The organism is Parasedimentitalea denitrificans (assembly GCF_011813015.1).
In the GTDB taxonomy this organism is placed as follows: Bacteria; Pseudomonadota; Alphaproteobacteria; order Rhodobacterales; family Rhodobacteraceae; genus Parasedimentitalea; species Parasedimentitalea denitrificans.
The window spans coordinates 169048-192058 of sequence record NZ_QHLQ01000004.1 but is presented as its reverse complement, the minus strand read 5'-3'; the positions used below and the strand labels follow the sequence as shown (position 1 = coordinate 192058).

The 23011-nt window shown below is 52.8% G+C and carries 23 protein-coding genes; 14 read left to right on the top strand and 9 right to left on the bottom strand.

Annotated features, from left to right (window positions below):
- Positions 1-251 (bottom strand): hypothetical protein (locus DL239_RS21435; protein WP_206188369.1); only part of this gene is annotated, 251 nt, incomplete at its 3' end.
- 51 nt (positions 252-302) lie between these two features.
- Positions 303-1031 carry a uroporphyrinogen-III synthase gene (locus DL239_RS06750; protein ID WP_167683240.1) on the bottom strand — a complete coding sequence of 243 codons (729 nt, stop codon included), beginning with the start codon at positions 1029-1031 and terminating at the stop codon, positions 303-305.
- A 73-nt stretch (positions 1032-1104) separates the two neighbouring features.
- Between DL239_RS06750 and tsaD the strand changes: the two genes are divergently transcribed.
- From tsaD to DL239_RS06730, 4 genes are read left to right on the top strand one after another with little or no spacing between them, the layout of a single operon-like run.
- Positions 1105-2202 (top strand): tRNA (adenosine(37)-N6)-threonylcarbamoyltransferase complex transferase subunit TsaD, encoded by a 1098-nt coding sequence (gene tsaD, locus DL239_RS06745; protein WP_167683238.1) that lies wholly within the window; start codon positions 1105-1107, stop codon positions 2200-2202.
- Positions 2199-3161, top strand: a complete 963-nt coding sequence (locus DL239_RS06740) for an NAD(P)H-dependent glycerol-3-phosphate dehydrogenase (protein WP_167683237.1) — start codon at positions 2199-2201, stop codon at positions 3159-3161. Before tsaD ends, DL239_RS06740 begins: the two co-directional genes overlap by 4 nt.
- A 1-nt stretch (position 3162) precedes the next feature.
- Positions 3163-3435: a YciI family protein gene (locus DL239_RS06735; RefSeq protein WP_167683235.1), complete on the top strand. Its 273-nt coding sequence runs from the start codon at positions 3163-3165 to the stop codon at positions 3433-3435.
- Entirely contained in the window at positions 3435-3857 is a 423-nt protein-coding gene (locus DL239_RS06730) for an EVE domain-containing protein (protein WP_167683234.1), read from the top strand. Before DL239_RS06735 ends, DL239_RS06730 begins: the two co-directional genes overlap by 1 nt.
- Positions 3858-4126: 269 nt before the next feature.
- Here the strand turns inward: DL239_RS06730 and DL239_RS06725 are convergent, their stop codons facing one another.
- Together DL239_RS06725 and DL239_RS06720 are read right to left on the bottom strand one after the other, a co-directional pair.
- A complete protein-coding gene (locus DL239_RS06725; protein WP_167683233.1) occupies positions 4127-4468 on the bottom strand; it encodes a DUF2853 family protein in 342 nt (113 codons plus the stop codon).
- Between the two features lie 125 nt (positions 4469-4593).
- Positions 4594-5445 carry a LysR family transcriptional regulator gene (locus tag DL239_RS06720; protein WP_167683232.1) on the bottom strand — a complete coding sequence of 284 codons (852 nt, stop codon included), beginning with the start codon at positions 5443-5445 and terminating at the stop codon, positions 4594-4596.
- A gap of 93 nt (positions 5446-5538) precedes the next feature.
- Here DL239_RS06720 and DL239_RS06715 point away from each other — a divergent pair, with 93 nt between their 5' ends.
- Both DL239_RS06715 and DL239_RS06710 read left to right on the top strand, forming a co-directional pair.
- The gene (locus DL239_RS06715) at positions 5539-5838 is read left to right on the top strand and encodes a hypothetical protein (protein WP_167683231.1); all 300 of its coding nucleotides are present in this window, start codon (positions 5539-5541) and stop codon (positions 5836-5838) included.
- Positions 5839-5842: 4 nt separating this feature from the next.
- Positions 5843-6493: a hypothetical protein gene (locus tag DL239_RS06710; protein WP_167683230.1), complete on the top strand. Its 651-nt coding sequence runs from the start codon at positions 5843-5845 to the stop codon at positions 6491-6493.
- 55 nt (positions 6494-6548) lie between these two features.
- On the opposite strand, the gene DL239_RS21645 is transcribed toward DL239_RS06710, so the two are convergent.
- From DL239_RS21645 to DL239_RS06695, 3 genes are all read right to left on the bottom strand, one after another.
- The gene (locus DL239_RS21645; protein ID WP_240931768.1) at positions 6549-7247 is read right to left on the bottom strand and encodes a transporter; all 699 of its coding nucleotides are present in this window, start codon (positions 7245-7247) and stop codon (positions 6549-6551) included.
- Between the two features lie 229 nt (positions 7248-7476).
- Positions 7477-8862 carry an adenosylhomocysteinase gene (gene ahcY, locus DL239_RS06700; RefSeq protein ID WP_167683229.1) on the bottom strand — a complete coding sequence of 462 codons (1386 nt, stop codon included), beginning with the start codon at positions 8860-8862 and terminating at the stop codon, positions 7477-7479.
- A 109-nt stretch (positions 8863-8971) separates the two neighbouring features.
- Entirely contained in the window at positions 8972-9286 is a 315-nt protein-coding gene (locus tag DL239_RS06695) for a hypothetical protein (protein ID WP_167683228.1), read from the bottom strand.
- Between the two features lie 210 nt (positions 9287-9496).
- On the opposite strand from DL239_RS06695, the gene DL239_RS06690 reads away from it, so the two are divergent.
- Positions 9497-10090: an HD domain-containing protein gene (locus tag DL239_RS06690; RefSeq protein ID WP_167683227.1), complete on the top strand. Its 594-nt coding sequence runs from the start codon at positions 9497-9499 to the stop codon at positions 10088-10090.
- Between the two features lie 43 nt (positions 10091-10133).
- Here DL239_RS06690 and DL239_RS06685 read toward each other — a convergent pair whose 3' ends face one another.
- Positions 10134-10688 carry an ActR/PrrA/RegA family redox response regulator transcription factor gene (locus DL239_RS06685; RefSeq protein WP_167683226.1) on the bottom strand — a complete coding sequence of 185 codons (555 nt, stop codon included), beginning with the start codon at positions 10686-10688 and terminating at the stop codon, positions 10134-10136.
- 74 nt (positions 10689-10762) lie between these two features.
- A complete protein-coding gene (locus DL239_RS06680) occupies positions 10763-11383 on the bottom strand; it encodes an SCO family protein (RefSeq protein ID WP_167683225.1) in 621 nt (206 codons plus the stop codon).
- Positions 11384-11475: 92 nt separating this feature from the next.
- Between DL239_RS06680 and regB the strand changes: the two genes are divergently transcribed.
- The 7 genes from regB (at position 11476) to addA (ending at position 23003) form a co-directional block, all read left to right on the top strand.
- The gene (gene regB, locus DL239_RS06675; RefSeq protein WP_167683224.1) at positions 11476-12873 is read left to right on the top strand and encodes a sensor histidine kinase RegB; all 1398 of its coding nucleotides are present in this window, start codon (positions 11476-11478) and stop codon (positions 12871-12873) included.
- Between the two features lie 88 nt (positions 12874-12961).
- Complete coding sequence (locus DL239_RS06670; protein ID WP_167683223.1) at positions 12962-14512, top strand: PAS-domain containing protein; 1551 nt, start codon at positions 12962-12964, stop codon at positions 14510-14512.
- A gap of 49 nt (positions 14513-14561) precedes the next feature.
- Entirely contained in the window at positions 14562-15041 is a 480-nt protein-coding gene (gene tsaE / locus DL239_RS06665) for a tRNA (adenosine(37)-N6)-threonylcarbamoyltransferase complex ATPase subunit type 1 TsaE (RefSeq protein ID WP_167683222.1), read from the top strand.
- A complete protein-coding gene (locus tag DL239_RS06660) occupies positions 15034-16035 on the top strand; it encodes an aminoglycoside phosphotransferase family protein (protein ID WP_167683221.1) in 1002 nt (333 codons plus the stop codon). The genes tsaE and DL239_RS06660 overlap by 8 nt, the downstream gene beginning before the upstream one ends.
- Positions 16035-16727, top strand: a complete 693-nt coding sequence (locus tag DL239_RS06655) for a nucleotidyltransferase family protein (protein WP_240931766.1) — start codon at positions 16035-16037, stop codon at positions 16725-16727. The genes DL239_RS06660 and DL239_RS06655 overlap by 1 nt, the downstream gene beginning before the upstream one ends.
- Positions 16720-19650: a double-strand break repair protein AddB gene (gene addB, locus DL239_RS06650; RefSeq protein WP_167683220.1), complete on the top strand. Its 2931-nt coding sequence runs from the start codon at positions 16720-16722 to the stop codon at positions 19648-19650. Before DL239_RS06655 ends, addB begins: the two co-directional genes overlap by 8 nt.
- Complete coding sequence (addA, locus tag DL239_RS06645) at positions 19647-23003, top strand: double-strand break repair helicase AddA (RefSeq protein WP_167683219.1); 3357 nt, start codon at positions 19647-19649, stop codon at positions 23001-23003. Before addB ends, addA begins: the two co-directional genes overlap by 4 nt.
- The last annotated feature ends 8 nt before the right edge of the window (positions 23004-23011 follow it).

Sequence of the window (23011 nt, the reverse complement as noted above, 5' to 3'; positions counted from 1 at the left end):
GTCTCGGTCTCGGTCTCGGTCTCGGTCTCGGTCTCGGTCTCGGTCTCGGTCTCGGTCTCGGTCTCGGTCTCGGTCTCGGTCTCGGTCTCGGTCTCGGAAGAAAGAATGTTCTCCGGTTTGGTATCGTCAATCGTTACGGCGTCACCGTCTTCAGAAACATCCACAGAAGTTGGGTCTAACGCGTCCGCCTCTAAAGGCTCATTGTTGGGGCTGGCCTCGGTCACCAGATCGGAATTCTTTTTGTTAGCCACGTCGGCTACCCCCTCGATTCTCAAATTTATTATACTCGAACCTGTGCGACACTACTGTGCTGACAGATCGCTCTCAACCCGGATCAGTTGCGTTGCAACTTCGCTAACCAGCTGCGCCATGCTCTTCGCTTCTGGCTCACTACATACTTGCAAATCCTTGTATTTCAAGGACTTCAAAGGCTCTTCAACTGCCTCACTCATCGCAATTAAGTGAATTTTTGATCCGGCAGGGCAAAGGTCGGCAAATTGTCGCGCAGTGCGCGGCGAAAAAAGCGGCACAATCACATTCTGAAGCCGTGCCAACGCAGAATCCGCCTCGGTTGTCAGGGGCAGCAAACATTGATCATAAACAATCTGTTCCCGACAGGTTAGGCCCGCCTCTGTCAGCCGCTCGGCTATATTCCCGCGTGAATGCTGGCCACGCAAATGTACAAGCATTTCAGATGGGCGGCGTTGCAATAAATACTCAACGAGGTCATCGGCAGTTTTTCCACACATCTGCGCCGTCCAGCCTGCATTCGACGCTATTTGAGTGGTTCGCTGGCCAAGGCAAAACGCCACTCTATCCTTTAATTCAATAATCCCGTCTGTCGCAGACACCCCGTTGGAAGAGGTGAAAATCACAGCGTCAAAACTATCCAGACTGACACGGGCATCCATGGGCTGCACGGAAATCAGTGGCGAATAAATGACTTCCAGCTCAGTTGTCAGCGACTTTGGCAACAACTCAACAAAGCGTCGGGCCGCATCAGGCGGACGTGTCATTAACAGGCATGCCATACCACTCTCCCGGGATTGTTTGCCATTCCCTAAGGTGGTAGCTCCGAGATCACTGTGATGCAACGGCAAGACGATGACACAAACACTGACAATTCTTGGACTCGAAAGCAGCTGTGATGATACTGCAGCGGCGGTTGTGCAGCAAAATGGCGACAGCTTACCAAAAGTGCTGTCTTCGATCGTTTTTGGTCAGAATGAACTGCATAGTGCCTATGGCGGCATTGTTCCGGAAATCGCAGCACGCGCACATGCTGAAAAGCTGGATGTCTGCGTGCGTGAGGCATTGGATCAATCCGGCCTGACACTATCTGATCTGGATGCGATTGCTGTCACCGCCGGGCCGGGTTTGATTGGCGGCGTGCTGTCTGGCGTCATGTGTGCCAAGGGCATTTCGGCCGCAACAGGGCTGCCGTTGGTTGGCGTCAATCACCTAGCAGGCCATGCGTTGACGCCCAGACTGACCGACGCGATAGCCTATCCTTATCTGATGTTATTGGTTTCAGGCGGACACTGCCAATATCTGATCGCGCGCGGTCCAGAAGATTTCACACGGTTGGGTGGAACAATCGATGATGCCCCTGGCGAAGCCTTTGACAAAACCGCACGCTTGCTCGGACTACCGCAGCCCGGTGGTCCATCCGTTCAGGCCGAGGCAGAGATCGGTGACCCAAAGCGTTTTCGTTTTCCGCGTCCTATGCTTGATCGTCCAGATTGTAATCTTTCCTTCTCTGGGTTGAAAACTGCACTGATGCGGATGCGAGACCAGGTTGCGGCCGAGAAAAACGGCCTTACCCGTCAAGATCGCGCTGATCTTTGCGCAGGATTTCAAGCTGCTGTCGTGGACGTTTTAACCGAGAAGACCCGCCGCGCAATCCGCCTGTATCTGGAAGAAAACCCGGCCACGCCAACCGTTGCGGTGGCCGGTGGTGTGGCCGCAAATACTGCCATTCGAAGTGGATTAGAGACTGTTTGTTCCGAATTAGGCGCTGCTTTCACCGCTCCGCCGTTGCACCTGTGTACCGATAACGCCGCTATGATAGCCTATGCAGGGCTAGAGCGTTTTAAGGCCGGAGCGTGTGATGGAATGGACCTAACCGCCCGACCCCGTTGGCCACTAGATCAGACCAGCCCTGCAATTCTGGGTAGCGGTAAAAAGGGAGCCAAGGCATGAGTGTATCGGTTCTGGGGTCAGGGGCCTTTGGTACTGCATTGGCGATTTCTTTGGCTGGAAATGGCCCAGTTACCCTTTGGGCGCGCGACACCAACCACGCGAGTGCTATGAAGGCCTCAAGGGAAAACGAAAAACGTTTGCCCGGAGTACCACTGCCGGATCACCTGTCGGTTACAACTGATATTGCAGAAGCAACCCGAAATGAGACCCTATTACTTGCAGTTCCAATGCAAAAGCTTCGTTCACTTCTGGTTGAGCATTCCGAACTTTTGGCTGGTAAAACCCTAGTCGCCTGTTGCAAAGGTATTGAGCTGAACACAGGCCTAGGTCCTATCGCAGTGCTAAACAAAACCTTGCCCAGCGCGAAACCGGCACTGCTGACGGGCCCCAGTTTTGCCGACGATATTGCCCGTGGATTACCCACTGCACTAACCCTTGCTTGCGACGACGCTGCTCTGTGCAAAGATTTGCAGCAACAGCTAACGACGGCCAACCTGCGGCTATACCGCACCACCGACACAACGGGTGCAGAACAAGGTGGTGCGTTAAAGAATGTGATGGCGATCGCCTGCGGAGCGGTGATTGGAGCCGGACTAGGTGACAGCGCGCGCGCCGCCTTGATGACTCGAGGCTACGCCGAAATGCAGCGTATGGCGATGGCTTGTGGCGCACGGCCTGAAACCCTTGCTGGGTTATCTGGATTTGGCGATTTGACACTGACCTGTAGCTCAGATCTGTCACGCAATTATCGACTTGGCCTGGCAATTGGCCGTGGGGAAACCTTTGATCCATCAGTAACCGTTGAAGGCGCGGCCACCGCTCGTGCTGCCGCTGCAAAGGCCGATGAAATGAAAATAGATACTCCAATCACCCAGACGGTAACCAATCTAGTTGATCAACGCTTGACGATTGGTGAGGCAGTGGCTCTTTTAATGAAAAGACCACTAAAAGAGGAATAAAATGCTAATTGCTTTGATCGCTCGTGATAAACCCGAGCACCTGCAGACGCGTCTCGACAATCGTGCGGCCCATCTTGCCTACATAGAAGAGACGGGCGCTGTCGCTCAGGCTGGGCCATTGCTGGACCAAGAAGGCAACATGGTCGGTTCGCTGATTATTCTGGATGTCGAAGATATGGCCACCGGGCAAAGCTGGGCTGACAACGATCCCTATGCCAAGGCTGGGCTATTCGAGACCGTTGATCTGATCACTTGGAAAAAGGTCATCGGCTGATGGCATACTGGCTGTTCAAATCCGAACCTTCGACCTGGAGCTGGAATGACCAGGTTGCAAAGGGTGATGTAGGTGAGGAATGGGACGGCGTGCGCAACTACCAAGCGCGAAATTTCATGCGTGAAATGAAGATTGGCGACCGAGGGTTCTTTTATCATTCACAAAAGGAAAAGTCGGTCGTTGGCATTGTTGAGGTTTGCGCCGAAGCACATCAAGACAGCACCACCGACGATGCGCGCTGGGAATGCGTAGACATCAAATCTGTACGCGGCTTTGTCCAGCCCGTGGCACTCGATCAAATCAAGACCAATCCGCGGCTGGAAGATATGGTGCTGGTTCGCAACTCTCGCCTATCAGTGCAACCGGTCACTGAGGGCGAATGGATGACAATCTGTGCTCTGGGTAAAACAGAGGCGGACTGATCTGCCTTGCAGATTCAATCAACGCGAACATCTTGTCGGTTGGGAAAATGTGAAACGGGGAAGGTCCGATTACTCAGGACCTTCCCCCTCACCCCGCGTGCTCCCAATCCACCACACGCGTATGAAAATTCTGGTTCCTGGCCATCCTGACCGTGAAACCTAGATAGCCAAGCCAGTTATTTTTCGCAATCTAAATGCCAGAACAATACAGTTAAAATGCAATACGCCCACCGCTTGGGCAGGCGTAAAATTCGTTACGTAGCAGGCGATCAGCTGTAAACTGCCTCTTTCCCAAAGTGCTTGGTCAGCATGTAATATACAACAGCGCGATACTTGTGCCGCTCTGACTTCCCGTAGATCTCAACCGCAGTGTTGATCCCTTCCATCAGCTCTGGCCCGTCTGCCAAACCCAGCTTTTTCATTAGGAAATTCTCTTTGACTGTCTCGAGCTCACTCTCTTGGCTGGAAGCTACAGTCGAGGCATCCGCGTTATAAATCGCGGGGCCACAGCCTATGGTCACTTTAGTCAGCAAACCCATATCCGGTTCAATGCCACACTTCTTCTTTAAGTCATCCGCGTACAGTTCAATCAAATCGTCTCGTTTGCCCATGGCTTTATCATCCGTAGAATTGTGAAAATCAAAATATAGAACAAGGGAAATACCCAATCTGTGTAGATTATCGACACTGGTAAACTGCACAAAGGGAAAATTTGGTTTCCATTCCCCAGCCACTTTTAGTCTGCACGGCCCTCGATACGCCCACGCTGATCAGCAAAGGCACGATATAGATGGTCCATCAACAGACGGACCCTGGGATTATGTAGAATATCAACATGGGTAAGCGTCCAGATTTCCTTGTCAGAGATCAACTCCACTTCCGGTAGCCTGACAAGATCTGGATCACCCTCAGCCATAAAACAGGGTAACAACCCGATTCCTTGCCCCCTGCGCAGGGCATCAGCAACCACCGTAAGTGAATTGGCCACAAACGCAGATCTTGCATTCAATTGGGGTGTGATCGCCGGTGGATAGTCCAATGCAATCCAGCGATCAACCGCTGGCCTATTCCGAAAATAATCGCGCCCGCAGTATGCCGCCAGCGGGCTATCTGCAACCTTGCGTCCAACGGCCTGCTCAGGCGGATCGCTGGTGATACGGACGATAACGTCCGCTTCGCGCCGATGGACATCCCGAAAATTAGAAGTGGTCTCAATTGCCAGCTCGATCATTGGGTGATCTCGCATAAAGCTATCAAGAGGATCCGCCAAAACCTTGTGATAAAGATCTTCGAGAACCGACAACCGCACAGGTCCCGCGAGGTTCCCGTCTTGTCCAAAGGCCAGGCGGTCGATAGCTTCCACCCCCGCAGTCACACTCTGCGTCAGGTCCATCATGCTTTGACCAAAGGCCGTCAGGACATATCCCTCTTTGCCGCGCTCGAACAGCGCACTGCCAAGGTCATCCTCCAGTGCCCGGATGCGCCGCGATACTGTAGCGTGCGTAGTCTTAAGATCCGCGGCTGCTGCCCGGATCGAGCGCGCCTTGGCCATTGCGCGAAATATTCGCAGGTCATCCCAGTTCTTCATGGATTGAATTCTAACCACATCGTTTCATTTTTGGACAGTTCTAATCCAGACCTTGATCGATGCACATTGGTTTCAGTCAAAACAGGAGCCGAAATGACATACGAAGTTACCCTACTTACCGCCGACATCCGCGACCCGTTGAACGGTGAAATGAACCTGGGACTGGTTCACAAAGGCAACCAAGCTGCCGAGATTCAGTATCGCTGGACCAAAGAAGAATTCACCGCAACTTTTGTCGGTTTGGCGCCCGCTATGCCTGTCCCGGCACACCCCACTGAATTCATTGCACGCCCGATCGTAGCCATCCGTGCGTTGATGACCTCTGCGCACCGTTTCCCAAGCGAAGTGTTTCAGGACAACCACGTTTCAATTGATCTCGAGAACAAAGGATAAAGACATGAAGTTATTCAACACTTTCGCGGCTGTAGGTATCATTATAGCAGGCGCGAGCGCCGCCAATGCAAGCCAATCAAACGCCATCGTCGCCTTGTATCACGGTGCTAACAGCCTCACCGAACAAACCGCCCAAGATCTGGGGTGTTCGGTCTATCGCAGTGGTCCGGTTTTTGCCCAACAGGGCTCACTAAAGGTCGAGGAACCTACCAACTATGCTGTTCTGACCTGCGACAGCCCGGTTCTAGCAAATCCTGACGCGCGCGCTCATCTAGATGGTACAGTCGCAGTATTCGAGGGCGATCTGTCTGTGTTTCCAGCCGCTTCCGATACCACAGGTCTTGGGGAACGCCAGTACATTCTTAAGCTCGGATATTACAACAACAGTGATATCAACCAACGGGATGCAGATCTGGCAACACTGGGATCTATCGCCGATCAACGGGATGGTCACTGGACCAATGAAGCGTTCCTGAACGTGGATGATGCGATGGGAATGGCCACACCGGACGAAGTGGTTGTCATATATTATGACACTGCAGAGCAAGCGACAGCGTTTCGCGATAATAATCAGGACATTCTAGAGCAAGTCGGCACCTTCAACCGTGCTCATCTAACCGGGTTTGCGTATCTGGTTGGCAAGGCTGCCAAATAGCAATTCAACAGTGAGCGAGTGTCTGAAGTTGGGTCTAAAGACACTCGTTTTTCGACTATTTTGGGAATAAGAAGGTAAGGCTAACTCGCCCACCCCAGCCACTTGGACCATTGGGGGCGGAATCTGCCCAATACCTCACACCACCACCAACGCTGACCGGGTTCCCAGCTATTTGCGTCAACTTTGTAACCGTAAAGTTGACCGGAACCGAAGCTTCATCTGCGCTCCAATCATATGTGGCCTCTGTATTCAGAGCAAAGGTCCATGCCGTTGGCGTTGTGTAACTCACAAACGGTTGAAAAAAAGTATTGTTGATGTCAGCACTTCCAGACCCGCTCACATCCCAAAGATGGTTGGCGAGGGCTCCATAGGTCCATGGTCCGCTTTGTTTTAAAACAACACCAGTAATCCCTGCTGCAAACTTTTCTGAACTCAGCCCTGATTCACCTGTTGGCAACAGGAAGGCAGGTCCTGCCCCCCAAATCAATCCACCGCTGGTCGGCTCTTTGGGTGAAAAGAAAAAGCTTTGCACTACGTCTCCGATACCACTCTGCCGAGTACCCGGCACAACATCTTTTTGATCAATGAACGGGATGATCGTACGGGAAATCAAATTCCAGTTTGCGCCAATAGAGATCGGCACCACTGGCTGCAAATTCATGGTCGTGCGATGTCCATTGCCACTGGCGCCCAAACCTTCATCATAATTGAACTGATATGGCACACTTATCAGCGAAGCGACCGGGTTGGACAATTGCTTAGCCAGTTTCTGAGCCCCTGCAATGGTATCCTGAGCCCTTAGCGAAACTGGCGCCATCAATAAGGCAATCGCAAATACTGCGTTCCATTTTGAAATTGTTTTCATCTGATTACTCTTACTAAATGTACTAAAAATATTTCGGCATCTATGTCTTGATAATAACGCATAAAAAAAGCCGCCGTAGAAAATCCACAGCGGCTTTCAACTTTAAGCAGTATCTCGCTTAGTAACGATAGTGCTCTGGCTTGAATGGGCCGTCGGCGGAAACGCCGATGTAGGAGGCCTGTTCGTTGCTCAGCGTGCTCAGTTTGACACCGATACGATCCAGGTGCAGGCGTGCAACTTTTTCGTCCAGATGTTTGGGCAGGATATACACGTCGTTGTTGTATTCGTCACCTTTGGTCCACAGCTCAATCTGAGCCAGAACCTGGTTGGTGAACGAAGCCGACATTACAAACGATGGGTGGCCAGTGGCGTTACCCAGGTTCAGCAGACGACCTTCGGACAACAGGATCAGTCGGCTACCCGAAGGCATCTCGATCATGTCGACCTGTTCTTTGATGTTGGTCCACTTGTGATTTTTCAGGTTTGCTACCTGAATTTCGTTGTCGAAGTGGCCGATGTTGCCAACAATCGCCATGTCCTTCATCTCGCGCATGTGCTCGATGCGGATCACGTCTTTGTTGCCGGTTGTGGTGATGAAGATGTCAGCGCTGTTGACGACATCTTCCAGCACAACAACTTCGAAACCGTCCATAGCAGCCTGCAGGGCACAGATCGGGTCAACTTCGGTCACTTTAACACGGGCACCAGCACCACGCAGCGAAGCAGCCGAACCTTTGCCAACATCGCCATAACCACAGACAACGGCAACTTTACCGGCCATCATAGTATCAGTGGCGCGGCGGATGCCATCGACCAGCGATTCTTTACAGCCGTATTTGTTGTCGAACTTCGACTTGGTGACCGAGTCGTTCACGTTGATCGCTGGGAATGGCAGTTGGCCCAATTTCACCAGTTCATACAGGCGGTGGACGCCAGTGGTTGTTTCTTCCGAAACGCCCTGAATGGCTTCGCGGGTTTTGGTGAACCAGCCTGGGGATGCTGCCATCCGCTTCTTGATCTGCGCGTGGATCGCCTCTTCTTCTTCTGATGTCGGAACACCCAGCTCTTCGCCGGCTTCAGCCCGTGCACCCAACAGGATGTATAGGGTCGCGTCACCACCATCGTCCAAGATCATGTTAGCACCTTCTGGGAACATGAATGACTTGTCCAAATAGTCCCAATGCTCTTCCAGGGTCTGTCCCTTAACAGCAAAAACCGGAACGCCAGCCTTGGCAATCACTGCAGCCGCGTGATCCTGAGTGGAGAAGATGTTGCACGAAGCCCAGCGCACGTCCGCACCCAGTGCGACCAGAGTTTCGATCAAAACCGCTGTCTGGATTGTCATGTGTAGCGAACCGGTAATCCGCGCACCATTCAGTGGCTTGCTGTCACCATATTCAGCGCGCAGAGCCATCAGGCCCGGCATTTCTGTTTCAGCGATATCTAGTTCTTTGCGGCCAAACTCGGCCAGCGCGATATCCTTGACAAAATAATCTCCGGCCATCGTCGTCTCCAATCCGGTTTCTGATAAGTCAGAGAGGCCCTAACATTGCAATGATTGACAAGCAACGAAGATGCCCGGATCGGGCGCTGGATTTCATATTTTTAGCGATTTAACTGGCCGAGCCTTTTGGCTTTTTGATTGGACCGATGTCAAAGTAGTCAGTCCCGACGGCAACAATACAACTGATCCCATTTGCTTGGGTCATCAGTACTGTAAAGGTTCCGGTTTGCTCCGAAGACCAGATTTCAACCACAGAATTTTCGGACGGGGCTGTTTGCAATCCGCCTGCGGTTAGTTTTTCGGAATATTGCTTTTCTAATTGGTAGATAACGTCACCGCGTTCACCGCAGGTAGCGGAAAATGCAGGAGGCGCTGTCGCTGCCATTCCGAAAATTGTCAAAACCCCTAACAATCGCTTGAACATGACATGCTCCTTTCGATTTAGGTTCAGTTTCCGAAAGGGTTTCTCAGGACATGCCTCATCGCCCTTTCATGTATATAATATTAGTGTTTCTGTCGGGGTTTTCAAAACACGCGGGTTCAAAACCTTGTTTCCAGTTAGTGATATTGGCGTAAAAACGGGATGCATCTCGAGAAAATCGGACCTAAAAGTGTCCAGAAAAGGAACGTTAAAATGGCTACTCCCCCACGTGCCTGGCAACGGATGCTTTCAGGTCGGCGACTGGACCTGTTGGATCCTACACCGGTTGATATCGAGATCGACGATATCGCCCATGGCCTTGCATTTGTGGCGCGATGGAATGGCCAGACCAAAGGGGATTTCGCCTATTCGGTGGCCGAGCATTCTCTGCTTGTTGAAACCCTGTTTGGTCGCATCAATCCCAAGGCTCCAGCAAAGTGGAAATTGGCGGCCTTGCTGCACGATGCACCAGAATATGTGATCGGGGATATGATTTCACCGGTGAAAGCTGCCATTGGTCCGTCATACGGAGAGCTAGACGACCGTTTGACCTCTGCGATTCATATTAGATTTGGACTGCCTGCCGCACTACCTGCCACCGTAAAGAAGCAGATTAAGAAGGCCGATCACATCAGCGCTTGGATGGAAGCAGTACAGATTGCGGGCTTTTCGGTGCAAGAAGCCAACAAACTATTTGGAAAACCCAACGTAAAATTGATAGGCGACCTAAAAATTCAACTCAGACCGCCAGTCGATGTTCGCAATTCATTTGTGGATCGCTATAGGGAACTTTTGGCCGCTCTATGAGTTATTTCAGATGACTGGCCGAATTCCTTAAACTAATCATCCGCTATTTGGGGCTGCGTTTCGCCAGTATCCGCTGCAATGTCCGACGATGCATATTCAGCCGCCGCGCAGTTTCTGACACGTTACGATCACAAAGCTCGTACACCCTTTGGATATGCTCCCACCGCACCCGGTCAGCGCTCATCGGGTTCTCTGGCGGTGGCGGCAAAGCGTCAGACTGCGCCAGCAATGCATTTGTGACATCCGTGGCATCTGCTGGTTTGCTCAGGTAGTCGGTAGCGCCAATTTTTACAGCCGCCACAGCTGTCGCAATGGCTCCGTACCCCGTTAGCACAACCACCCGGCAGTCTGGGCGCTTCTCACGCAGGACCTCGACCACGTCCAGGCCATTTCCATCCTCAAGCCTCAGATCAACAACCGCATATGCAGGCGGTCGCGCCGTTGAAACGGCTTTTCCAGCAGCTACTGACCCAGCGGTCTCAACCTCAAACCCACGTTTTTCCATGGCCTTGGCAAGACGACGCAAAAATGGTTCGTCATCGTCAACCAGCAGCAAGGTCTTGTCGGGTCCAATCTCCTGTGGATCAGTTTCGGCCATGCTTAATCCTTCGTGCCATTTAAACGTGCCTTTGAAACAAGAATATTACCGGGCGCGTGAGAAACGTCAAACAACTACATATTATCTAAGAAACAACCGATCTGATCAGCCATCTCTTCTGGTTCGACATCACGGCGGAAGAATTCGACAAAACCCTGCTCAGGCAGCACCAGATATGAGAAGGTAGAGTGGTCAACGAGGTAGTATTCATCGTCAGCTGGCTGCGCCTTAAAGTACGTCTTATACGCCCGGCTAGCCGCTTTCACCTGATCCATTGATCCTGTTAGACCAATCATCCGCTCGTGCAGGTTTTCAGCATAATCACCAACGGTTTCTGGGGTATCTCTTTCAGGATCGATTGAAATGAACACCGGTGTCACGCTTTGACCACGTTCAGCCAACACATCAATCGCATCGGCATTGCGGGCGGTGTCCATCGGACAAACATCAGGACAGAATGTATACCCAAAGTAAATCAACGACGGTTCGGTGATCACTTCCTTGTCGGTGACAGTTTCTCCCTTGGCGTTGACTAACTCGAATGGCCCGCCAATCTGTGAAGTACCGCCAGCAATTTGGCTACTGCGGCACTGGGCAAATTGATCTCCACCTTGTCCGCCCTGGGTCACAACCCAAACACCACCCACAAGAGCAGCAACAGAAACAGACGCAAGAATGGCATATAGACGGTTCATGGGATCACACCTTGAGTGATAAGAGATATGTTGATCGTTGTTGGTGCCAGATCTATCAAGTATGACAGCCGATGCAACCGGAGCTAACCAACGTGACCGAGTCAAATATTGGCCTGATGAGCGGGCAAGAACGCAGCCACTGGATTCGGTTGCGCACCTTGATTCTGCTGCGCTGGGTCGCCATCGGGGGGCAGATATCTGCGATCGCCGTTGCCCAGGGGCTTTACGACCTGCAGCTTAACCTAGGGCTTTGCTATTTTGCGATTGGTGTTTCCGTTGTTGGAAACCTGGTGGCGATGTTCATCTTCCCTGAGAACAAACGCCTGTCTGAGTTTGAAAATTTTTTGACCGTCCTGTTTGACCTGATGCAGCTTTCATTCTTGCTGTACCTTACTGGTGGCTTGAACAATCCATTTGCGTTGTTGGTGTTAGGTCCGGTCACGATCTCGGCCACAATGATGCGGCTGCGATCAACACTGATAATCGGCGCCACCGCTATCATCCTGGTAACTCTTATGGCGGAGTTTCACATTTCTCTACGTACTGCACAGGGCTTTATCCTGCGCATCCCTGATGTCTTTGTCTTTGGCAACTGGACCGCCATTATTATCGCCGTTCTGTTTCTGGGAGCATATTCATACCGGATCAGCTCAGAAATGCGGTCGATGTCCGATGCCTTGGCGGCCACACAGCTGGCCCTTTCGCGCGAACAGAAATTAACCGACTTGGGCGGTGTGATTGCTGCGGCTGCTCATGAATTGGGTACACCGCTAGCTACAATTAAACTGGCCAGCGCAGAATTAATCGAAGAGCTGGAAGATCGGCCAGATTTACGTGTCGACGCAGCATTGATCCGCGAGCAGGCCGATCGCTGCCGCGATATTCTTCGGGACATGGGACGCGCGGGCAAAGATGACTTACATCTACGTCAAGCGCCCATTTCAACAGTCGTTCTAGAAGCTGCCGAACCGCATATGCATCGCGGTAAGTTTATCCATTTTGAAGAAGGTCCCGAAGAAGGTGGAGACTTTCAGCAGCCCACAGTTCTGCGAAAACCAGAAATCATTCACGGCCTACGAAACCTTGTCCAAAACGCCGTGGATTATTCCCGTGCCAATGTTTGGGTCGAATCGACATGGACCGATAATGCCATCACTTTACGGATATATGACGACGGGGCTGGTTACCCCTCGCACATGTTAGGACGAATAGGTGATCCGTTTATGCGTCAGGGGCGCATCGACAGTGAACGCAAGCCACGCCCAGAATATGAGGGTATGGGACTGGGGCTCTTTATTGCCAAAACTCTGTTAGAACGCACCGGAGCAGTTTTACGTTTTGCAAACGGTACTGACCCCCAGCAAACTATTAGTATTCACACCGACCGTCCGGGCGCTATTGTAGAGGTGTACTGGCCTCGCCAGAAGATAGATGCGATACAAGGCGAAAATGCGGTTCCTTTGGGCCAAAACCAACCGATACAAATTTAACTATTCATCTTTAGGCAACCAGTTAAACATCAATTAACTATTTTTGAGGCAAGATAGGGTTAACAACTGATCAACTAGGCAGGACAACATGCAAAACATCGTTTCCATCGAATGGCTTGTTTTGGCAACTTTATGTGCAGCGACTGCTGCTGTTGCTGTTTGGTGGCTCTCTCCTGCTTCTGGTGAACGAAGCCTGGAACAAGATTTGCTCTCCGGCGACAGCCGGACCGATGCGGTATTCCTGTTTGACGATGCCAATTTGATCGGTTGGTCATCTGGTGCCCGCAAGTTGATCGGCGACAAAGCCGAAGGATTCAGCTGGTCTTCCCTTCGGGATCAATTGTCGCGCAGTTACCCAGGCTTGCCTCAGTCGCCAGGGTTTCTAAAGGATGTTGGACCTCTTGTTTTGTCCGGAACCGCAAATGCCGAATCTCAAGAGGCGCATTGCGAATGGATAGACGGTATCACCCGCGTTCAACTGCGCCGCAGCGCATCCGAAGCCAAAGATAAAAGCCTAGACCAGGAATTAACCACCTTGCGCGCAGCTGTTCATCAGGCGCCCTACCCGGTTTGGCTGCAATCTGAAGAAGACGAGGTCACTTGGTCAAACCTAGCCTATGACAATCTCAGCCAAAAATTGCGTGGACGTAACGTTGATTTCGCAGACCCGCTTTTTGCCGATCTGTCCGAACCAATGTCCAGCGGCAAAGCTGAGCGTATTTCTATCCCGCTGCCCGACACCAATAAGAAACTGTGGTACAACATCTCTACTACCGAGACAGAGGCAGGCTGGCTATGTCACGCAGTAGACATCAACGCGGTTGTCGATGCCGAAGTCGCCCAGCGCAACTTTGTACAAACACTGGCAAAAACCTTTGCCCAGCTGTCTATTGGTCTGGCGATTTTCGACCGCAACCGTCAGTTGGTTCTGTTTAACCCTGTGTTGATCGACCTGACCGCCCTGCCCGCTAACTTCCTGAGTTCACGTCCGAATCTTCTCAGCTTCTTTGACCGTCTGCGTGACCAGCGCATGATGCCAGAGCCTAAGAACTACACCAGCTGGCGTCACCAGATGGCTGATCTTCTCGAAGCTGCAGCAGAGGGCCGGTATCAGGAAACTTGGTCATTGCCGTCAGGGTCCGTTTACTCGGTCAGTGGTCGCCCGCACCCAGATGGGGCCGTTGCCTTCCTTTTCGAAGATATTACTGCGGAAATCACTCTGACACGTCAGTTCCGATCAGAACTGGAAATGGGCCAGTCGATCATGGATCAAATGGACGAGGCTATTGCGGTGTTCGCCAACGATGGCACCATGACATTCTCGAACAAGGCCTACCACGATTTGTGGCAGATGGACCCAGAGGCCAGTTTCGCCAAGGTTTCAGTGGTTGATGCATGTCGTGTCTGGCAGGACATGTGCGCCGCAACACCAACTTGGGGTGAACTTCGCGATTTTGTCGGCGGCCAAGAAAACCGCGACCAGTGGTGGACCCGCGTCCAACTGCGCAGCGGTGAGCCACTGATTTGCAAAGTTTCTCCGGTGCAAAATGGTGCAACAATGGTGACATTCCGATCGCCAGCGCCGACGATCGCACCGAAAGAGCAAGAGCGGTTTAAGATCACGCATCAAGACGGATAAGTCTGCGAACCATCTTGCAGCCCCTAACGTGCGGGGCCATTGTAGCAAAATGACATCTAGCTACTCGACCCGCACACTTTCCAGCCCAGAGGAAACAGCCGATCTGGCAACACGCATCGCCGCGGCCTTGGGCCCCGGCGATTGCCTTTTGTTAGAAGGCCCAATTGGCGCCGGCAAAACGCATTTCTCACGGCACTTGATTCAGTCTCTATTGCCCATTGTCGAGGACGTTCCATCACCCACGTTCACCCTGGTGCAAACCTACGATGTCCCTACTGGAGAGCTGTGGCATGCAGATTTGTACCGGTTGTCGTCTCTGGATGAGATCGAGGAACTGGGCCTAGTTGATGCCTTCGACTCCGCAATCTGCCTGATCGAATGGCCGGACCGATTGGCCGAACTAACTCCACCACATGCGTTGCGTCTAAGTCTTTCTCTGGATCTAGAAAACGCAGACACCCGTCACCTGACTTTCACTTGGAGTGACAAAAAATGGCAGAACCTGATGGACCGGATAGCCAATGACTGAGCGAAACGATCTGGCAGACGCCTTTCTACAGACTACCAATTGGGCCAATTGCACGCGGGTTGATCTGGCCGGCGATGCATCTAATCGTCGATACGAACGGGTTTTTGCTGCGGGTTCGAAGCTGCCTGCAGTCCTTATGGACGCACCACCGGATAAGGGTGAGGACGTCGCTACTTTTGTTCGCATTACAAATCATCTGCGTGACTTGGGGTTTAGTGCTCCGGAAATCTTGGCCGAAGACATCGAACATGGATTCTTGTTGATCGAAGATCTCGGCGACGATCTTTATGCCCGTGTTCTAACGCGCGAACCCAATCTAGAGGCCCCTCTATATGAGGCAGCCACAGAGGTATTGGTAGATCTTCACTCTGCAACAATGCCAGAGCTGGAGACCATGAGCCCAAGCGTGATGGCGGAGATGGATGAAATCGCATTCACCCATTACTATGGCGGTATAGTCGAAACCCAAGACACCACTTTGGCAACCCAGTTTGTGGACCAATTTCAAGACATTTTACATCGCACCGTTAAAGGTGATCACGTTCTAGCGCAGCGGGATTATCATGCCGAGAACTTGCTTTGGTTGCCGAAACGCAAAGGTGTCGCCCGTGTTGGTCTGCTCGATTATCAGGCCGCTTTCGCGGGTCACCGCGCCTACGACCTGGTGTCACTCCTTCAGGACGCCCGCCGGGATGTTCCTGCCGACATCGAGCTAAAAATGATCGATCACTACATCGCTAAAACTGATGTTGACGATACAGAATTTCGCACCGCCTATGCTGTCCTCGGCGTGCAACGGAATTTGCGGATCTTGGGTGTGTTTGCCCGACTGTCCTTAGACTATGGAAAACCACAATACATTGATCTAATTCCCCGTGTCTGGGCGCATGTGAACCGCGGTTTGGATCACCTAGCGTTAGCCCCAGTAGCCGACATCATCCGTAACAACATGCCACCGCCAACACCTGAAAACCTAGACAAGCTGAGACCGTGATGGATTCCCAACCCACATCCGTGATGCTGTTTGCCGCTGGTTTTGGCACCCGCATGAAAACGCTAACGCGCGACCGACCCAAGCCTCTGATCAAGGTAGCGGGCCGACCACTAATTGATTACGCGCTAGACCTTGCCCGCGAGATTTCGCCCGATCGCATTGTGGCCAACTTATTTTATAAGCCTGAGCAACTAGAGGCGCACCTTGGACCACAAGGTGTGATCCTCAGCCATGAAGCTCCGGGCATTCTGGATACGGGTGGCGGCTTGCGTCATGCCGTTCCACTATTGGGCGATGGTCCGGTTTTCACCATGAATACTGATGTGATCTGGTCCGGGCCGAACCCGTTGGAACTGGCACGCGATGCTTGGGATCCAGATAACATGGATGCTTTGCTGGTTTGTGTCCCGATGCCGCGTGCAATGGGGCGCAAAGGCGCTGGCGATTTCACAGCTGACACTGCCGGCCGCATTAGTCGCGGTGGCGATCTAGTCTACGGCGGTGTGCAAATTGTGAAAACGGACGAGTTGCACAAGATCAAGGAAACTTCCTTTTCGTTGAACGAGCTGTGGAATCAAATGCACGATGAAAACCGCCTGTTTGCCCTTCAATATCCGGGCTACTGGTGCGATGTCGGCTATCCTGAAGGCATTGAAGTGGCGGAAAATCTGTTGAAAACAAAAAATGTTTGAGCCTACAGGCGCGCCCCGCATATTTGCCTTGCCCTGCGGAACCGATTTCCCTCAGGCCCTAGTCGAGGGATTAACTCAACGTTTCAACGGGCAACCACCCGAAGCGCTGGCAAAGGTTGAACTGATCGTCAACACCCAGCGTATGGAGCGTCGCATCCGTGGGCTGTTCGACGCCGGCCCAAGCCTGCTGCTCCCACAAATCTCTCTTTTAAGCGACCTATCAAAACGCGCTACTCTGCACGGGTTGCCCGCGGCGCTACCTGTCTTGCGACGTCGGCTGGAACTGTCACAACTGGTGGCAAAACTGTTGGACGCAGACCCTAGTTTGGCAGCGAGATCATCCCTTTACGATCTGTCAGACAGTCTGGCTGCCCTGTTTGACGAAATGCAGGGTGAAGGTGTCACCACAGATACCATTCGTGATCTGGATGTTTCTGATATGTCTGATCACTGGGCGCGGGCACAAAAGTTTATCGGCATTGCAGACGAGTTCACCAATACACATACCGATGCAATGGACGTTCAGGCCAGACAGCGCCAGGTCGTATTGGACTTGATTGAAAGATGGCAAGAAAATCCGCCGCAACATCCCGTAATTTTGGCCGGCTCAACCGGCTCACGCGGGACAACACTGTTGCTAATGCAATCCATCGCACGACTACCGCAAGGGGCCGTGGTCCTACCTGGCTTCGATTTTGATCTTCCATCAGGTGTTTGGGCCGGTCTTGATGATCCACTAATCTCGGAAGACCACCCCCAATTCCGTTTCCACAAACTTATGACCGGCTTGGATATGGCTCCCGCCGACATAAAACCCTGGAGTGACAACCAACCACCCGCACCTACCCGTAATAAACTTGTTTCCCTGTCCCTGCGCCCTGCCCCAGTTACAGATGCATGGATGACTGAAGGCCCCAAGTTAAGTGAGTTGGCCAAAGCCACTGAAAATGTGACCCTAATAGAGGCCTCGAACCCTCGGGGAGAAGCATTGGCCATTGCCCTGCGCCTACGTCAGGCGGCTGAGGATGGGCAAACGGCAGCGTTGATCACACCGGATCGAATGCTCAGTCGACAGGTTTCGGCAGCGCTTGACCGGTGGGACATACTACCAGACGACAGTGCCGGCCAACCACTACACCTGTCTCCTCCGGGTCGGTTTTTGCGACACGTGGCAGAGTTATTCTGCAAAGAACTGGCTGGTGACAACCTTTTGACACTCCTAAAGCATCCTCTGACCCACGATGCAGAGGCTCGCGGTGATCATTTACGCCATGCCCGCGAGTTGGAATTGCAGTTGCGCAATTCTGGTCCACCATTTCCTGATGGTGCGTGCTTTGACCAGTTCGGCGCCAACCGTGACCTGCTTGACGGCTGGACCACTTGGCTAACAAATCATTTTGCTGATCAGGTGGTTTCTACTGACCTGCCGCTAACCGAATGGGTTTTCCGGCTACGCACACTTGCTGAGAGTATTGCCGCCGGCAGCCAAACAGATGGTGCTGGCAATCTTTGGGATAAAAAAGCCGGCCGCGAGGCGCTGAAAGTCATACAAGAACTAGAGGCCGAGGCCCATCACGGCGGTGACATGTCCGGCCGCGATTTTACAGACCTGCTAGGCGCTTTACTGTCGCAAGGCGAGGTCCGCGATCGCGACGCCCCACACGGAAAGATTATGATCTGGGGCACGCTCGAAGCCCGCGTACAGGGGGCGGACCTTGTGATTTTGGGTGGGCTGAACGAGGGCAGTTGGCCCGAGGCCGCATCACCTGACCCTTGGTTAAACCGTCAATTACGTAACCAAGCAGGATTGTTGCTACCCGAACGTCGGATTGGGTTGTCTGCACATGATTTCCAACAAGCCATCGCCGCACCCGAAGTTTGGGTAAGCCGTGCGGTACGATCTGATGATTCCGATACCGTGGCGTCGCGTTGGTTGAACCGGCTTTGCAACCTTCTGGATGGATTGCCCGAACAAAACGGGCCAGATGCATTGAAGGACATGCGCGAAAGAGGACAAAAATGGCTCGACTGGGCTGTTGCACTTGAGAAACCAGAACATTCCCCTCTTGCCCTGCGCCCATCACCCCGACCGCCGGTATCTGCCCGCCCACGACGGTTGACCATTACTGAAATTCCCCGTTTGATCCGCGACCCTTATGCGATCTACGCCAAACATGTGTTGCGACTAAGGGTGCTTAACCCGCTGGTTCGTGTCCCTGACGCACTGCTGCGAGGGATTGTGGTGCATGAGGTGTTCGAGCATTTCATCAAGGAAACACTGGATGACCCCAGCCTGTTGACGCGCGAAAACCTGATGCAAAAATCCCGTGAGTTACTGGACGAACATGTGCCTTGGCCTGTGGCTCGATGTCTTTGGCTGTCACGAGTAAGCCGAATTGCAGGGGATTTCATTCAATCTGAGCAAACCCGCCGCTTAACCACTCGACCCATCGCATTTGAAGCCAAGGGAGAGGCCCGACTGGATCCGCTTGATTTCACCATTGCCTGCCGTGCAGACCGCATTGACGAAGATGATCGCGGTTTCTTGCACCTTTACGACTACAAAACCGGTGCGCCTCCGTCTGAAACCCAACAATTGAAGTTTGAAAAACAATTGCTGATCGAAGCTGCAATGGCAGAGGAAGGGGCGTTCGCAGATATCGGCCCAAGAGAAGTCTCCCGCGCCTTGTTCATCGGATTGGGCACCGCAATGAAGGAAGTTCGCGCGCCGATCGACAAAGATCCACCAGCCAAAGTCTGGGAAGAACTGCGCGAGTTAATTGGGGCCTATTTCGAGCCTAACCAAGGGTTTTCGAGCCGTCGAATGCTGCATCTAGATACCGACGTGGGCGATTATGATCACCTAGCACGATTTGGTGAATGGGACCGAAGCGCAACCCCGGAACCTGAGGACCTGAAATGAACAAGCGCGACGCCGCATCCGAAGCACAGTACCGCGCTGCCCGCCCGGATGCTTCCACCTGGCTGGCCGCAAATGCAGGATCAGGCAAAACCAAGGTGCTGACAGACCGGGTGGCTCGGTTATTGCTGCGCGGTGTTCAGCCACAACATATCCTGTGCTTAACCTATACCAAGGCCGCCGCCAGCGAGATGCAGAACCGTTTGTTCAAACGCTTGGGCGAATGGGCAATGTTGCAGGATGCCCAACTGATTGATGCGCTGACAGAGCTTGGGGCCGGCGATGCCATCTCACCCGAGGGGTTGTCGCAGGCACGAACTCTATTCGCCCGCGCGTTAGAGACGCCGGGTGGGTTGAAAATCCAAACCATCCATTCATTCTGTTCGTCCCTGCTACGTCGCTTCCCACTAGAGGCCGGCGTCAGCCCGCTGTTTTCCGAGATGGAAGACCGCGCTGCGACACTATTACGGGCGGAAATCACTGAGGATTTTGCCAAAGGAGATCAAGCACATTTAATCGAAGCACTAGCCGATCACGTAACTGACAGTGACTTTGACGCACTGACCACCGCGATTTGCCATCGTCGGGCCGGGTTCGAAACGTTGACCGACTGGCCTGATTTATTGAAATTGTTCGATCTGCCTGACGGATTTGACGAGTCTGCCCTGAAAGGTTTGGTTTTCCTTGGTGGCGAAGAAGAGTTGTTAGAACAGACCCGCAACATGTTGGCCACAGGCGGGACCAATGACAAAAAAGCCGCCCAAAAACTGGCAGGGATCACTCACCCGACCATGTCGGATCTTCCACTTCTTGAAAGCGTTTTTCTGACCGGTTCTGGCGCCAAAGAGCCGTTCAGCGCTAAAGTTGGGTCCTTTCCCACCAAAAAACTACGCGAATCCAATGTCTCTCTAATGGACCGGCTAGAACCGTTCATGTTGCGGATCGAGGATTCGCGAGCCAAACGGCTTGGGCTCTTCGCGGCGCGAAAATCGTACGATTTGCACCAATTTGCTGCCGCGTTTGTCCCCGAATACAGCCGTCGAAAACAGCTGCGGGGGTGGCTTGATTTTGACGATCTGATCTTGAAAGCCCGACAATTACTAAACGACCCCGCCGTCGCTGCCTGGGTTTTGTACCGTTTGGACGGTGGAATTGACCACATTCTGGTAGATGAGGCGCAGGACACTAGCCCGGTTCAATGGGACGTAATTGAAAAGCTGGCGCAAGAGTTCACCTCTGGTGAGGGCGCACGATCCGGTGTCGAACGTACAATTTTCGTGGTCGGCGATAAAAAGCAGTCGATTTATTCGTTTCAGGGCGCCGATCCCGATGCTTTCGACCGCATGCGAGCCGAATTCGGCAACCGGTTGCGCGACACGGGAACGGAACTGCAAGACTCGTCACTCGATTTCTCCTTCCGCTCTTCAGCAGCAATTCTGGGATTGGTTGATCTGGTGTTTCAGGACATGCCCCGCGCCGGATTTCACAAGGAATCCCTGCACCGTGCATTTAAATCCGATCTTCCGGGCCGCGTTGACCTTTGGCCGATCGTGGAAAAGGTCGATGACAAGGATGAACGGGCCTGGACAGACCCTGTAGACCGCCCCGGTGCCCGACATCACAATGTCATTCTGGCAGAGCGCATTGCCCAGTCAATTAAACAGATGATCCACGACAACACGACCATCCCCGAAGACGGCACCACACGTGGCACATTTGTACGTCGTCCCGTTCACGCCGGCGATTTTCTGATCTTGGTCCAGCGGCGTTCAGACCTGTTTTCCGAAATCATCCGCGCCTGCAAGGCGGCCGAATTGCCCATTGCCGGCGCTGACAGGCTAAAAGTCGGAGCAGAACTGGCGGTCAAAGATTTGGCGGCACTGTTGAATTTTCTGGCAACACCCGAAGATTCACTTTCTCTGGCCTGTGCGTTGAAGTCGCCCATTTTCGGCTGGTCAGAACAAATGCTGTTTGACCTATCGCATCGCCGAACGTCCAAGTACTTGTGGACAGCTTTGCGTGATCGTGTGGCCGATTTCCCTGAAACAATGGAAATCATTGACGACCTTCGCAATCAAACAGACTTTTTGCGCCCGTTTGACCTGATCGAACGCATTTTGACCCGCCACAAGGGCCGCCAGAACCTGCTGGGAAGGCTTGGCACTGAGGCCGAGGATGGAATCAACGCGCTACTTTCGCAGGCTTTGGCCTATGAGCGCACTGACATTCCCAGCCTGACGGGATTTCTGGTTTGGATGCAAACCGACGATTTGGAAATCAAGCGCCAGATGGGCGCAGCAGGCAAAATGATACGGGTGATGTCTGTACATGGCTCTAAGGGTCTGGAGTCACCGATTGTGATCCTACCCGACACAGCCAAACGACAGGCTCCACGGGATAACGAGATCATGTTGGCAAGTGACACGCCAATTTGGAAAGTACCCACTGCCCAAATGCCTGCGGCAATGCTCGAGTCCAAAGAGGCTGCACAAGAAAAGCAGCAAAATGAACGATTACGCCTACTGTATGTGGCTCTAACACGGGCTGAAAAGTGGTTGATAGTTGCTGCTGCCGGCGATCTCTCAAAGGACGGCGACAGTTGGTATCAGATGGTTCAAACCTCTTTGGGAGACGCCGGAGCGGTGACACTGGACACAGCAGGTGGTGAAGGACTGCGGCTGGAACACGGAGATTGGGATGGCCTAGAGTTCAAACCCCAGGAGGAAACCAAGCGAGACGAGATTGCGCTGCCACAAGTTTTCTTGGAACCCGCAGCCTCCTATCAGGCTCCACCTGCTACACTTAGCCCATCTGATTTAGGTGGGGCCAAGGCCCTGCCCGGCGATCAAGGGCTGGATGAAGAGCAGGCCAAGGCCCGAGGATCGCGACTACACTTGTTGCTGGAACACCTGCCGGCAGTGCCCAAAGAAAACCAAACAAAAATCGCCCGAAACCTTTTGCAAGACGCCGAAGATATGGATGAACTGATGGCAGAAGCAACTGCTGTCATTGAAAACCCTGCAATGACGACGATCTTTGCATCGGATACCTTGGCCGAAGTCGCGGTAACTGCCGAGCTAAACGGCGAGCGTCTACACGGGGTTATCGACCGGCTGATTGTGACACCTGACACGGTGATTGCTGTAGATTTCAAATCCAATGCCACAGTTCCCGAACTGCCAGCACAGTGCCCCGAGGGTGTTTTGCGTCAAATGGGTGCTTACGCCCATGCTTTGGCGCAGATCTATCCCGACCGTCAGGTTGAAACCGCAATTATCTGGACTCGTACCGCGACCCTGATGCCTCTACCACACGATCTTGTGTCCGAAGCGTTATTGCGACGTCTGATACCTTGACGATCAGC